Consider the following 14,777-nt stretch of genomic DNA (forward strand, 5'->3'; position numbering starts at 1 on the left):
CAAATCAATTAAAAATGTCAATATAAATCATATTCTTCTTCGTCATAGCGAAAATGTCCTTTTGAACAATAATATTGTGTCATTTTTGGTTTACTGCTTTTCTTTTTTAATATATTATTTTTTCTTTTTTCCGCCTCTGCTTCCCTTTCCATTTTTCTTTTTCTATCATAGCGTTCTGCTTCTGATGCTTTTTTAGACACTTTTCCTTCCCTCCGTTATATTTTTAAAAATACATCATAAGTATACTCATTTATATTATGTAAAAATAACTCTTTTGTCAACCATTTTAGTCACAAAATAATAAATTTGCACTATTCCAATCATTTCTACAAAAATAAGAACAGCAGATAAAAATATCTGCTGCTCCAATAAAGTTTTTAATTTGTTACATTTATTATTCTGTCTTCTTTTGTATATTATTACATTTTTTCTTTTGTATATTTTAAAGAAGAAATTTATATTTCCTCTTATTAGTTTTATTTTAAACATTCTTTTTTATACTGTCAAGAAAAGAAAATAAAATTGCTTATTTTCCATAAAATGCCTAAAAATCAACATTGTTGTTTATGATTTTTTTATAATTTCCACTTTTTTACCATTTTTTTATGAAAATCATACAACTATTAAAAAAACAAAATCTTTGTATCATGCAAATTGCATGATATACTATTATTATACAAAATTCATTATAATTATAACAAAAATAAAACATTTATATTATATCAAAAAGATTTTTTTTACTATATACTATTCTTCTTAAACATCGCTATTCGATTTTAGTATTGTATATTTTGTAAAAATATATTTTCCTCTTACTAAATTCATGCTTTTTGGAATATCTTGTTTCATTGCTAAATGATAACTCAATTCAAAAATCAGTTCTGACTGCATTTCTGCATCATTTTTGACTGTTCCTAATAATTTTCCTTGCTGCATTGCTTCTATTGCTGGTGCAATACCATCAATTCCTACAATAGCTGGTAGTGTCTTATCTACATTTTCATAGGCATCAATCGCTCCTAATGCCATATCATCATTGTTACATAATATCAATTCAATTTCATCACCATATATTTGTAACCATTGGTTCATTTTTGTTTCTGCTTGACTTCTTAACCAATTTGCAGTATCTCCTGCTAATTTATCCATTTGTATACCTGCTTCTGTAATTGTTTTTACAGCATATTCTGTTCTCAAAAGGGCATCTTGATGTCCTTGTTCTCCTTCTAAAACAACATACTGCAATTTTCCATCTCCATTTTTATCCATACTATTGTTTTTATAATACTCTTCTGCTACAATTTCCCCTTCTAATTTTCCACTTTCACTCGCATCTGCACCTACATAATATACTTTATTCCATCTTTCCAAATCTTCTTTTACAGGTTCTCTATTAAAAAATACAACTGCAATATCTGCTGCCTTTGCTTTATCAATTACAGTTGCTGCAACTGTTCTATCTACCAAATTAACACAAAGTACATCACAACCTTGCTCAATTAATTTGTCAATATGGTCATTTTGTACTGTTTGACTTCCCTTTGCATCCATTGTATTCATTATAATTTTAATATTATTTTGTTGTTCTCCCTTTTTTACAGCTTCTTCTATATTAGAAACAATCATAGATATAAAAGTATCATCTCTCCTATAAACAGTAAGACCAATTTTAATTTCTGGAACAGTACTATCTATTTTTTGTTGTTCTGCTGTTTTTTTATTACACCCAATTTGAAATAATAAAAATAATATACATAAAAATATATTACACTCTTTTAAAAAGTATTTTAAATTCATGCTATTTCTCCCTTAACGTACAAAAGGAAATAATAATCTTTGATTTTCTTTTGTATACATATTTTGTCTATTTACAAAAGCATAATCAATCATTCCCTTTTTTTCTTTCTTTGTTTTACCTAATATTTCCATAGCATTATATATGCTTAAATACCCTAAATTAAAATCATTTTGTATCATAGAGGCTGCCACATTTTCTTTTTCAATATAAGAAGGTGTTTTTGTTGTCATACCAAAACCATATACCATAATATGATTTTTTTGCAAATGTTGCACTGTTTCTGCTGCAATATCTAATACTGTTGGTTCTAATGTAATAATAATATCTGGTTCTGTTTGCTGTATTATTTTACTTAAATTTTGTATATCATTGTCAGAAAATTCAAATGGTTGTTTAAATATACTTTTTGCTCTGTTTTCTAACATAGATAACAAAGCGGTTTCTCTTTTACAAATAGCATCACACTGTAAGCTACTTTCTAATATTAATATCTTTTTATTAAAAACCCCTTTTACAAATATCCTTCTTCCTAACTCTTTTCCCATTTCTTCATCTTGTCCCAATACAGTTGCTGAAACAGTAGTATCTTGTAATGAATTTGCCATATAAATAACAGGAATTTCTTCTGATACTTTTTCTATTGTTTTTTTTAATTCTTCATCTTCTATTGGCATAATTATTATAGCTTCTGCACCACTATTTATTTCTCTTTGTATTAATTTTTGTTGTTCCTGAGCATTATTTTGTTTTGTTAATGTTACAATACTCATTTCTACGTCCATGTCAGTTGCTGCTTGTTCCAATCCTTGCTGTAAATTTACAATTGCTTCACTGCTACTTTCTCTTGTTATTACAGAAATTTTTGTATAAACAGATTGTATATTTTCTTGTGCTACATCAAATGAAATAAAATAAATCATACCAAAAAAAAGAATGCCAATAGAAAAAAGGAAAAATATATTTTTTAATTTCACTCTTTTTCGCCTCCCCATTGTTCTGCACTTTCATAAGGCACTAAAGGCAAATGAATTCTTACTGTTGTTCCAACATCTGCTTCACTCAATATTGTCAAGCCATAATTTTCACCAAAATAAAGCTGTATTCTTTCATGTACATTTTTCAGTCCAATACCGCTGCCCTTTCCTCTATGCTTACTTTCTCTTTTTAAAAGACCATCAATTTCTTCTTCTGGAATACCCATACCATTATCTGTTACATCAATATAAAGTGAATTTTCTTTTGCATAGGCATTTACTTCTATTTCTCCATCTCCGTCCATAAATTCCACACCATGATATACTGCATTTTCTAAAAGAGGTTGCACAATTAATTTAATTGTTGCCATAGAAAGAATTTCTTTTTCTACATTAATACGAAATGTAAATTTATCTCTAAAACGCATATGTTGTATTGTTATATAACTGCCTGCATGATTTAATTCATCTTTTAATGTAATGATATTTTTTCCTTTGCTGAGTCCTACTCTAAAAAATCCTGCAAGAGAAGTTACCATAACAATAGCTTCTTGATACCTTTCATTTTCTACCATCCATACTATAGAGTCTAGTGTATTATATAAAAAATGAGGATTGATTTGACTTTGTAATGCGTCAAATTCACTTTTTCTTTTAGACTCCTGTTCTGTTACAATATCTTGCATTAATTTTCTCATTTGTTCTGCCATAGATTTTATGGTTTCTCCTAAATGACGTATTTCATAAGAACCACCTATTGCAATAGAAGCATCTAAATGTCCCTGCTCCAATTCTTTTACAGATTTTTCTAATTCCATAATAGGGTCTGCAATTTTAGAGGATACAAAAGTATTTGCTACAAGTAAAAGTAATATAGTAAATATGAATAAAAACAGTACAAACATTCTAATTTGAAAATTATTTTGAAAGTTTTCTTCCATAAAAGAAACTCCTACAATTTTCCACCCTGTATAGCCTACTGTCTTAATAGTTACTAATCTTTTTTGCCCTTCAAATCTCTCTACATGACTACCGTCTTCATATTTTGTTGCTTTTAAATTATTTTCTTGTTCCAAATTAGAATAAATTAACTGTTGTCTTGGGTGATATATTATCTCGCCTTTGTTACTCATTAAATAGATATATCCTGATTTTCCTAAATCTATATTTTTAAATATTTGTTCAATACCACTGAAATTCATATCTACCAATAATATGCCTGTTTCTGTTTTTCCTCCTGTAATTAATTCTACAGAACGGCTTAATGAAACTACCCATTTATATTTATAGTCAATATCTTCAAATAAATTTTGTACATGAGGAGTAGAAAAGTGTATATTTTCCATTTTATATTGTGCTTCATAAAACCAACTTTCTTTTTTAGGTTCAGCTGTTTTTTTCAGTCTTGCTAAAGGTGTTGCATCAATCAGTTTTCCCTGTTTATCAAAAACAGCAATACTAACAATACTCTCTCTATTGGACTCATAAAGCAAATTCATATCACTATTAAAGCTTTGTTCTGCCATATCGCAATTTTGCAGCACACGGTACCTCATAGTATCTGATACTTTCATTAGATTTCTAAGATAACCGTCTAAACTCATATTTACCTGATTTACAATTCTTTTATTATTTTCTTCTAATGTTGCTTCATTTGCAGCAGAAAATCTCAAATACAAAGAAGTACCTATAAAAATACTACCACAAACAGCTACAATAGTAAAACAAATAGAAATGACAAAACGAATATCTTTTTTAATAAAATATTGTATTATATTTTGTATATTTTGTTTCATATCCTTCTCTATACCCCCTACACACTTTTATGTTATCGGTTATTTCTATATTTAGAAGGAGAAATTCCAAAATGCTTTTTAAAAACATAACTAAAGTAATTTGGTTCTGTATATCCTACTTTTGCAGATATAATATAAGTTTTATCATCTGTTGTATTTAATAATTTAATGGCTTCTTCCATACGGACATCTGTTAAATAGCTTATAAAACTAGAACCTGTTTCTCTTTTAAATATCGTAGAAAAATAAGCAGGGCTTACATGAAGATAACTGCAAAGCATTTCAACAGAAACGTCACTATTTCCATAATTTTTTTGTACAAATTCCTTTGCCTTCTCTGCTAAAATTTTAGTAGAGTCTAACCTTTCCCTTTTTATTTTTACATTGATTTTAACAGAAACTTCTGTAATCCATTTTTTGAGTTCTTCCAAAGACTCATAATCTTGCATAGCAAAATAGCCCTTAAAATCTGTACCAAATATTTCATTCAAATCTAACTGATAAGATTTTACTATTTTAAACAATTCAGAAAGAAGCTCTGTCATATAAATCTGATATTGACTAATGCTTGTATTCACTTCTTTAAAATAATCTATCATATGGTTCACTGTTTTTTCTATATTATCTGGTATATCTAATTTAATCGCATTTATCAATGCTTTTTGTTCTGCCTCATCTAACTGTAATCCTTTTGCATTTGGTTCTACATCATCAATAAATATAGCTTTATCATCTAACAATACCCTATAATCTAAGGCAGTCAATGCTCCTTCAAAAGAATATCTCAAATGTGACAGTTTATGGCAAACAGAACCTATTCCTGCTGTTACAGAAAGTTCTAACACATCTCTTGCCATATCACAAATACGATTGATTGCACTAACATATCCTAAAACTTCTTCTTTTTTTTGAAACAATGATAGTATTACTAAAGCATCATTATATAAAAAATTAATTGTTTTATATAAGCGTGCTAAATTTTCAGTTACAATTTGTTGTAAAGATAATGGCACTAATTCTGCTTGTCCTGAAAGAGAACCTTTTCCACCATTTTCTTTAGTATCTCCTTTTATTACGGTAACCGCCCAGCAATTTGCTTTTAAATTAATATCATATTGTTTCATTAATGTTTGTATTTTTTTTTCTGAAAAACTTCCCTCTACTAAACTAGAAAAAAATTGTTGTCTTAATAAAGGCAAACTTTGTATATAATTTTGTCTTAGTATTTCTACATCTCGTCTTTCTTTCATTTCATGGTCTAATTGTTTTTTTAATTTTTGGAGCAATGTTGTTACTTCTTTGGAGTCTACTGGTTTTAAAATATATTCTGAAGCATTCATTTGAATTGCTTGTTTAGCATATTCAAAATCGTCAAATCCAGAAAAAAATACCAATTTTGTCAAAGGCATTTCTACTGCCAATATTTCTCCTAATTCCAAGCCACTCATAAAAGGCATTTTAATATCTGTCATAACAACATCAGGGTGAATTTTTTCAGCCAATTCTAATGCCTCTCTTCCATTAGAAGCATCTCCTGCTAATACAAAACCATTTGCTGCCCAATCTATTTTTTGAATAATGCCTTGTCTGATTTCTTTTTCATCATCTGCTAATAATACTTTGTAATATGCCATAAAAACACCTCCAAAACATATATTTCATTTTAACACCTTTTTATTGCAAAGTCATTTTTATTTTATCAATCAATTTATAAAACAGACTTTACAAATATTTTTAACTTACAATGATACTGTTTATTAGCATACTTTTCATTTTTTCATCATATAGTACAATATCATAATAGCCATAAAAGTAAAGGAGGCTTTTGGTATGTCTTGGGATTTAGAAAAAAAGAAAATCACGCTTGACCAACAAGCAGGAAAAGAATCTTCTCAGATATTATTAGAAGGCGATGTTATTGTACCAGACAATAAACCAGATATTGAACAAATATTACGTTGTAGTGGTATTGTGCGATTACAGGAAGCAAAAGGAAATGAAGACAGAGTTAATTTTTCAGGAGAACTGTTACTTTCTATATTATATCAAGGTAAAAAAAGTATTAAACCAATTAATGGTATGGAAGCGTCCCTTCCTATTGAGGACATTATACATATTGATGGTATTGACCAAAACGCAGATATTACGCTTTCTGCTATATTAAATCATCTGGACTGCAAACTATTAAATGATAGAAAAATCAATATTAAAGCAGTCATTACTGTTACAGCAGAAGCAACTACATCTTATACTGGTGAAATCATAGAAGATATTAATGATATGCCTGCATTACAAACAAAAAAAGGTATTATGAATATTAACAGTACTATTGAAAACAAAAAAGAGAGGTTTATTGTAAAAGAAGAACTTACAATACCAAATAATAAACCAAATATAGGAGAAATTCTGCAAACAACGGTTTCTATTGCAGACAAAGACATTCGTGCTATGGACGGTAGAGTATTAGTGAGAGGAAATTTAAAATTATGTACACTCTATACAGGAGATACTGATGACAGCATACTAGAAGTAGTAGAACATGAAATTCCTTTCAGTGGATACATTGATGGAAATGATATTACAAATAAAATGCTTGTGCAGGCTGATTTGCAAATTGAAAATAAAGAAATACAGCCTTTGGCAGATGAAGATGGTGAAGACCGCATATTAAACACAGAAATTACAATAGGTACTGCATTAAAGGTAACAGACAGCCAAGAAATGGAACTTATAGAAGATGCTTATTATCCTGGAAAACCTCTTTCTATACAAAGAGAAACAATACGTTATCCTAATATTATAGGTACTAGTAAAAGCCAGTTCACTGTAAAAGAAACATTAGTATTAGAAGATAACGCTACTCCTATTATGCAGATTGAAACTGTTTGGGCAAATGCTTCTATAGATGATGTGATTACCTCTGAGGATAAAATAGAAATACAAGGTGTTGTTACTTTTGAGGTGCTTTATATAGGTGAAAATGATACTTCTCCTATTGCTATTGTTACACAAAGTGTTCCTTTTTCTCAAGAATTAGAAGTAAAAGGAAGTAAAGAAAATTCAAATGTTCACATTACATCTTCTGTAGAAAATGTAACATCAAATATGCTTTCTAGTAACGAAATTGAAGTAAGGGCTACATTAAGTATTGACACTATCGTAACAGAAGAAAAAGAAGGAGAAATTATTACAGAAATTGAATTTGATGAAACATCTGATGAATTAAATCGTTCTTTTGCTAGTGCTGTTATTTATGTTGTGCAAAGAGATGATAGCCTTTGGAGTATTGCAAAACAATATAATACTACAATAGAAGATATACTGTTATTAAATGACATTGAAAATCCAGAAATTATTTATACAGGACAAAAACTATTGATATTAAAAAAAGCTGTTGCTTAATTTTAAAATAAAAACCTTGAGTAAAACACTCAAGGTTTTTATTTTAGTTTTTTTAATTTTTGATATTTTTTATATCTGTAGTCATTTTCTAGCCAATCCCCTGCTGTGTCAAAAGCGAATAAACATTGTGAATGATTATAACCAAGCAAAAAACTGACAGCACAATCTGTAATATAAAATTCTACTAATGGACTTTCATCATAAAAATCAACAAATATTGCTCCATTATACAATTTTATGTATTCTTTTGCTGTTCCTTCATTAAAAAACACTACAATTTTTTTATTAACAATAAAATCTTTTATCCATCTCCAAGCATCTGCCATATTTGTTCCTGACATATGGCTATAATCTAACATATCGAAAAAAGAAAAACTTGTTTTTACATCTTTTCTCATATACTTTGCTTTTACAGCATTTTTAATAAATTCTCTTTCTTCAGAATTTAATATCATATAATTTTGTTTTTCTTTTTCACAAAATTCAATTAAATCATCGTCCATAATTATTCTTCTTTCTCTACTTAATATTATATAAAATTATGTCAATAAAGTAGAAAATAAAACAACAACAAATTTCATATTTTTTTAAACTGCTACATCCACATGTTGTACTGTGCCAGAACCGCCACTTTCTTTTAAATAAAATCCTGTTCTTTTTATTTGTCCGTTTACTTCTCCTGTTTCATTTGATTTTAATGTAAAATCAGTAGAAACATTTCCTAAATAAATCGCTCCTACATCTGCATCTGCTAATCCTACTAATTTTGTATTACCAGAGGAATCTTGTGTCCAAATTTTTAATTTATCAAATATAGGGTCGTTTTCATCAATCCAGCCGTTACCATCTGCATCATATTCTGCCAATTCTGCAAAGCCGTTTCCTGTTTTTGCTCCAAAAAGTTCACTACCATCATCAATGATGCCATTGCCATTTTTGTCATATGCCAAATAACCGCTTCCATTTTGTAAACGAGAAATACTTTCTTTGTTTCCATCACCATCGATGTCAAATAAAAATTTTTGGTCTGTTAATTCTGCATTATTTCCTTCTAAATTAATCACAAGAGGGTCTGTACAAATCACTTCTTCTTGCCATTCTGCTTCTACTTGCTCGCAAAATCCTCTTGACATTTCTAAATCAATATTAAAATTAATTTCTCTACCATCTTCTGTTTTTGCAATACCTACTGTTGAAAATGTAGTATGTTCTACTTCTGCAAAAAATGTAGATGTTTTTACATTCCTTACCCATTTTCCTGGAGCAGGTCTATTGCCTAAATTTATGATTTCACTTTTATTGCCATTGTCAAATAATTCATATAAACTCATGGGGCTTTTTGTAACAGTTCCCTTTACCATTTTAGATAATGCTTCTAACATTTTTTCCATCAATTTTACTTTAAGTGAAAATTCATTTTCATAAGAAGGTGCTATTTTTTCTTGTTTAGCAGTTCCATATAGCTCTGCTTGTTTTTCTATCATGCCCTTTACAGCATCAGCAACAGAAGGTTGTTTTACATTTTCTGCTTTATCACCATTTTCTGCATCTTCTGTAATATATTGCATTTTTTCTTCTCTGACTTCTTGACGTATGGCAGTATATTTTCTTTCTGACTGCATTGCTATTGTACTAGATGAAATTTTCATAAACTTTTCTCCCCTTTCCTTACTGTATTATTTTGCTTGTAACATGTCAATCTTTATTATATTATCGTCTTTTTTGAAAAAGAAATAATAAAAAAATATCAAAATTTTTTTATAGTGTTAAAAGGATACCATCTTAATACTACCTTTCCTTTTAATTCACTTTCAGAAATAATACCCATATTACGACTATCATAACTATGACTACGATTATCTCCTAATACAAATATACCTCCTTGTGGCACTGTTAGAGAAATTTCCCCTTCTGTACTTTCTTTTATATATTCTTCCAATATTGCTACGCCATTGCGGTATACAATGCCTTGTTTTATTTCTATTTTATCGCCTTCTACTCCTATTACTCTTTTAATAACATCTCTTTGCCCATATTCATCTATCATATGAAATACTACAACATCTCCTGCTTTATATTTTCCTGTCATAGTTAATATACGAGATGTTACCACTTTATCTCCATCTAAAAAAGTAGGCTTCATAGAGTCCCCTTCTATTGTAACAGGCCATGCAGCAAAATAAAGTACTAAAACAATGATAAAAGCATATAATATTGTTTTGAGCCATTCTTTTACCATTTCCACTTTTATCCCCTCATTTTGATTTTCTATATTTATCAAATACACACAAATGTTAAATTCCTGCTACAGAAAGGCGTTTAATCATAACCATAGGTGCTCCCATTGTACCATTACTATTTGGTGTAATAAATTTCAAATCATTTCCTACTTCTTCAATTAATTTTAATATAGTATAAAAATTACCTCCTATTGTAATTTGCTCTACAGGACGTACAATCTGTCCCCTTTCTATCCAAAATCCTTCTGCTGAAAGTGAAAAATCTCCAGAAACTGCATTTGTTCCCGAATGAAGTCCTGCAATATCTGTAATCAAAAGCCCTTCTCCTAACTGTGCTATAAGTGTTCTTGTTGTTTTTCCTCCAGGTTGTATATAAAAATTAGTGCATTTTGTTTTTATAGTATTTTTATATCCATTTTTAAAACCATTTCCACTAGAGACTGTTTTATCTTTTGCTGCTGATTTTAAATTATACAATAAAGTCTCTAGTCTACCATTTTCAATCACTATTTTATTTTTTACTGCTACTCCTTCATCATCAAAAGGAACAGAACCAAATATATTTTCTAAAAGGCCATCATCTCTCAATGTAACTTTAGAAGATGCAATTTTTTCTTTTAATCTTCCCTTTAAAAGAGAAAATCCCTTCTGTACATTTTCTCCATAAAATATACTAGCAAATGCAGAAAGCAATTCTGCTGCTACATGATTTTCTAAAAGTACTTTATATTCTCCTGATGGCAAACTATATGCTCCTAAATGGCTTACTGCCTTTTCTCCCGCTTTTCTTCCAATTTCTTGAGGATAAAAAGCACTCCAATCATTACTTATCCAATCCTCTGAAGCTGTTTTGACATCACCATTTTGTTGTGCAATAGTAGATATATTTGCAACAATGCCATTTTTTTTATGACAAAGAGAAAGACCTTTACTATTTGATAAAGCAATGGTTTTTTCTATTGTTTGTAGTACACAATAATCAATAGAAACCTGTTCATATTGCTGTAATGCTCCTTGTTCCATTTTTTTTGCAGCTTCCATTTTCTCCTCTAAAGAAAGCATTTTTAATTTTTCATTATAACTATTAATAGGAGTATAATAGTTACTTCCTTCAAATATCACTTCTTTTTCTATTTCTTCTATTACTTCTGCATTTTCTTTTGACTGTTCAATTAAATATTGTATTGTTTGTTCGTTCATTGTTGTAGCATAGGCATAGCCCATATTATTTTTATAAATTCCTCTAAAACAAATACCAATTTGACTACTGTTTTCATAATGAGAAATTTCTCCCTCTAACACAAGAACTTCAAAATTTTCTGTTGCTTCAAAATATACCTCACAATGTTTAAATCCCTGTGATAATGCACTTTCCATCAATATTTTTTGAAATTGTTCTCTTTCCAATGTTTTACCCCCTTCCTCCTACTGTAATTTCACTTACTCTAATCATAGGCTGCCCTACATTAGTAGGTATAGAACCACTTATACTACCACACATTCCTTGTGCACTTTTTAAATTATTGCCCACTCTATCAATTCTAAGGAGTATTTCATCTCCTTTTCCTATCAGTGTAGCACCTCTTACTGGCTCTGCTATTTTTCCGTTTCGTATCATATAACCTTCTAGTACTGCAAAATTAAACACTCCTGTTGCTGGGTCAACACTACCTCCACCCATACATTTTGCATACAATCCATACTCTGTATCTGAAATGATATCTGCTGGTTTTGTATTTCCTGCTGCAATATATGTGTTTGTCATACGAGAAGTAGGAGCAAATTTATAACTTTCTCTTCTTGCTGAGCCTGTAGAAAACATATTCATTTTTTGCCCGTTTAGTGTATCTACTAAATAAGATTTTAATATACCATTTTCAATCAGTATATTTTTTTGAGTAGGTATTCCCTCATCATCAATATTCGTAGTACCCCAAGCATTTTCTATTGTGCCATCATCTACTGCTGTTACAATACTAGAAGCAATTTTCTGTCCTAGTTTTCCAGCAAATACAGAAGCATTTCTTGCTACCGCTGTCGCCTCTAAGCTATGCCCACAAGCTTCATGAAATATAACTCCTCCAAAACCATTTTCTATTACAACAGTCATTTTCTTACGAGGACAAACATCTGCTTTCAACATTGTAACTGCAATACGAGAAGCATTTCTTGCCACTTGTTCCATATCAATTTTCTCAAATAATTCAAATCCCATAGACGCTCCAGGACCAAAAAAGCCGCTTTGTTTTTCCGTTTGAGAAGAGGCAATCGCTTCCACTGTCATACGGCTGCGAACACGTTCATCTTTAGCTAATACTCCTTTTGTATTCGCAATTAAAACAGACTGTGTAATATCTTGATAGCCTAATCTTGTTTGAGAAATCAAAGTATCATATAAAAATGCTGCTGAAGAAGCTCCCTTCATTACTTCAATTTTTTGCTTTTTAGGTATGGTATTAGGCATTTTCTGTATTTTATTATAATTTGTGTGAAAAGGTTTTGTAAAATCAAATACTTCTTTTGCATTATGATTTTCTTTCATTGCTAAAGAGGCTTTTTTTGTAATTTCTATTAAATTTTTTTCACTTAAATCATTTGTATAAGCATAAACTGCTTGATTGCCATAAAACAAGCGTATACCTGCTCCTTTATCTATACCAGATAGAGCAGTATCCACTATTCCATTTGTCATTGCAATAGTATTTTTTTGTGTTTGCTCTACATATATTTCTCCAAAATCTGCATATTGTTCTAATGCTGTTGTTAGTACATTTTCTATAATAGAATTTTTTAACATATCATTGCCCTTTCTTTATTAAAATGATATTATATTACTTTAACGTAACTATCAAATTGTTATAAAATACTTTCAAAAAATAGCATAACAATGTTACAGCATTTATGCAATATATTTTCACTTATTCCATCATTTTCATCTGCTCAAATAAGTATTAATTGCCTCTAAATACTGCAATATACCATTTTTTTGTATAATACAGTATTTTTGTTCAAAAGCATCAAATGGTATAGATTTTCTTCCTCCTTTTTGTGATGCTATCCAATATTGTTCTAATGTTTCAAATGGCAGAAAATAAAAACTATCTATTGCTGAAAAATGTACTAATAAAAATGAAATACCATTTTGTTTTTGAAAATCCTTCATAAACTGTATTTGATGGGGGTGTATATTTTGTATAGGTAAACTTTTCAAACTTGTTTCTTTGGCATCAAAACACACAGCAATACCTTGTACAACACCCATATAGTCAACTGTACTTTGTTGTCCAAAATAAGCTAATGTAATTGTTCTTTTTTTATTATTCACCTCTACAGGCGTAATAGGCGTAGGTATTTTTTGAAATAGTGCTAGTCCTCTTTGTCTATAAAACTCATTTGTAAAATTGATTAAATCTTCTAATGCACTTCCTCGTAATCCTCTTGTATTCCAATAGCTCATAATTCCTCCTATTTATAACATTTTATTGATAATTTGCAATTCTTGTTTGATTTCCTCTGACTTCTCTATTTTTTCTATTTGTTTTAACATCAAAAATCCTTCTGGTATATTTAAATTGTATACTGCTCTTATAGCAGTATGTCTAATCAGTTCTCTTTCATCTTTTAATGCTTGTTCTAATAAGGGCAATGCTTTTATTGTGCCACTATTTCCTAATGCAATCACAGCATTTCTTTGCAGTATTTTTTTTCCTCTCCAGCCTGCTGCTGTTTTTGAAATATTTTGAGAAAATGTTTTATTAGAACAGTGAAGCATTTCTTCTAATGAAAAACTTGTTTGTTTTTGTTCAAAACATTGTAATGCTTTTTGATTTTTAGGGCAAACAATTTGACACACATCACAGCCGTATAATTGTTTTGACATTGTTTTCATAACATCTACTGATAAAACAGTTTTTGTTTGTGTTAAATAAGAAATACACTTTTTCATATCAAATCGCTTTTCTGACAATGCACCAGTGGGGCAAAAAGTAATACAGCGTTTACAGCTTCCACAATCCCCTATAATCTGTTTATTTTGTTTTAATGATAAATTAGTCATCATATAACCAAAAAAGGCGAGAGAGCCAAATTTCGCTGTATGAACACAGTTATTTTTTCCTATCCATCCTAAACCTGCCCTTACTGCAACTGCTCTATCTACAAGAGGCCCTGTGTCTACAAAATATTTACATTCAAATCCTTCTATTTTTTGTTTCAAAAACTGTTCTAATGCTTTGAAATGCTCTTTTAAAGCAATATGATAATCTGTTGCTACTGCTGCTATTGAAAATTCTCCCATTAAAGTAGTATCACATTGTTGTAGCTTTTTACGAACACCATATCCCATAGCAAAAACAATAATACTTTTTGCTTCTGGCATTGTTTTACACGGATATATTCTTTTTGTAATGTCTTGCTCTACAAAGCCTTGTAAATCACTGTTATTTTCTATCAGTATTTGCTGTAGTTCTAAAAAAGGTTCTGTTGTAGTAATACCTACTTCTAAATTTCTATGCTCTGCAAATTGTTTTATTTCTTGTTCTAGTGTCATATGTTCTCCTTTTGTTGT

Annotated in this window: 13 protein-coding genes; 1 reads left to right on the top strand and 12 read right to left on the bottom strand. The window is 29.6% G+C overall.

The annotated features are described in order from the left end of the window. Window positions 1–17 precede the first annotated feature (17 nt). The 5 genes from C820_RS02520 to C820_RS02540 form a co-directional block, all read right to left on the bottom strand. Complete coding sequence (locus C820_RS02520) at window positions 18–200, bottom strand: hypothetical protein (protein ID WP_004035607.1); 183 nt, start codon at window positions 198–200, stop codon at window positions 18–20. Between the two features lie 556 nt (window positions 201–756). After that, complete coding sequence (locus tag C820_RS02525) at window positions 757–1,797, bottom strand: galactose ABC transporter substrate-binding protein (protein WP_004035606.1); 1,041 nt, start codon at window positions 1,795–1,797, stop codon at window positions 757–759. A 12-nt stretch (window positions 1,798–1,809) separates the two neighbouring features. Beyond that, window positions 1,810–2,772 (bottom strand): substrate-binding domain-containing protein, encoded by a 963-nt coding sequence (locus C820_RS02530; protein WP_004035605.1) that lies wholly within the window; start codon window positions 2,770–2,772, stop codon window positions 1,810–1,812. After that, window positions 2,769–4,568: a sensor histidine kinase gene (locus C820_RS02535; RefSeq protein WP_004035604.1), complete on the bottom strand. Its 1,800-nt coding sequence runs from the start codon at window positions 4,566–4,568 to the stop codon at window positions 2,769–2,771. The genes C820_RS02530 and C820_RS02535 overlap by 4 nt, the downstream gene beginning before the upstream one ends. Before the next feature lie 32 nt (window positions 4,569–4,600). Next, window positions 4,601–6,202, bottom strand: coding sequence for a helix-turn-helix domain-containing protein (locus C820_RS02540; RefSeq protein ID WP_004035603.1), 1,602 nt, complete (start codon window positions 6,200–6,202; stop codon window positions 4,601–4,603). 196 nt (window positions 6,203–6,398) lie between these two features. Here C820_RS02540 and C820_RS02545 point away from each other — a divergent pair, with 196 nt between their 5' ends. Next, a complete protein-coding gene (locus tag C820_RS02545; RefSeq protein WP_004035601.1) occupies window positions 6,399–7,970 on the top strand; it encodes a DUF3794 and LysM peptidoglycan-binding domain-containing protein in 1,572 nt (523 codons plus the stop codon). A gap of 38 nt (window positions 7,971–8,008) precedes the next feature. Here the strand turns inward: C820_RS02545 and C820_RS02550 are convergent, their stop codons facing one another. The 7 genes from C820_RS02550 to queG form a co-directional block, all read right to left on the bottom strand. After that, window positions 8,009–8,473, bottom strand: coding sequence for a hypothetical protein (locus C820_RS02550; protein WP_004035600.1), 465 nt, complete (start codon window positions 8,471–8,473; stop codon window positions 8,009–8,011). An 84-nt stretch (window positions 8,474–8,557) separates the two neighbouring features. Next, window positions 8,558–9,619, bottom strand: coding sequence for an SPM autocatalytic domain-containing protein (locus tag C820_RS02555; RefSeq protein WP_004035598.1), 1,062 nt, complete (start codon window positions 9,617–9,619; stop codon window positions 8,558–8,560). Window positions 9,620–9,717: 98 nt separating this feature from the next. Further along, entirely contained in the window at window positions 9,718–10,209 is a 492-nt protein-coding gene (gene lepB / locus C820_RS02560) for a signal peptidase I (RefSeq protein WP_035296398.1), read from the bottom strand. Between the two features lie 55 nt (window positions 10,210–10,264). Next, a complete protein-coding gene (locus tag C820_RS02565) occupies window positions 10,265–11,617 on the bottom strand; it encodes a TldD/PmbA family protein (RefSeq protein WP_004035594.1) in 1,353 nt (450 codons plus the stop codon). 4 nt (window positions 11,618–11,621) lie between these two features. Further along, window positions 11,622–13,007, bottom strand: coding sequence for a TldD/PmbA family protein (locus C820_RS02570; protein ID WP_004035592.1), 1,386 nt, complete (start codon window positions 13,005–13,007; stop codon window positions 11,622–11,624). A gap of 135 nt (window positions 13,008–13,142) precedes the next feature. Next, window positions 13,143–13,667, bottom strand: a complete 525-nt coding sequence (locus tag C820_RS02575) for a Holliday junction resolvase RecU (protein WP_004035590.1) — start codon at window positions 13,665–13,667, stop codon at window positions 13,143–13,145. A 12-nt stretch (window positions 13,668–13,679) separates the two neighbouring features. Continuing rightward, window positions 13,680–14,759, bottom strand: a complete 1,080-nt coding sequence (gene queG, locus C820_RS02580; protein ID WP_004035588.1) for a tRNA epoxyqueuosine(34) reductase QueG — start codon at window positions 14,757–14,759, stop codon at window positions 13,680–13,682. Window positions 14,760–14,777 lie beyond the last annotated feature (18 nt).

The organism is Clostridium sp. MD294 (assembly GCF_000364165.2).
GTDB lineage: Bacteria > Bacillota > Clostridia > Lachnospirales > Anaerotignaceae > Coprocola.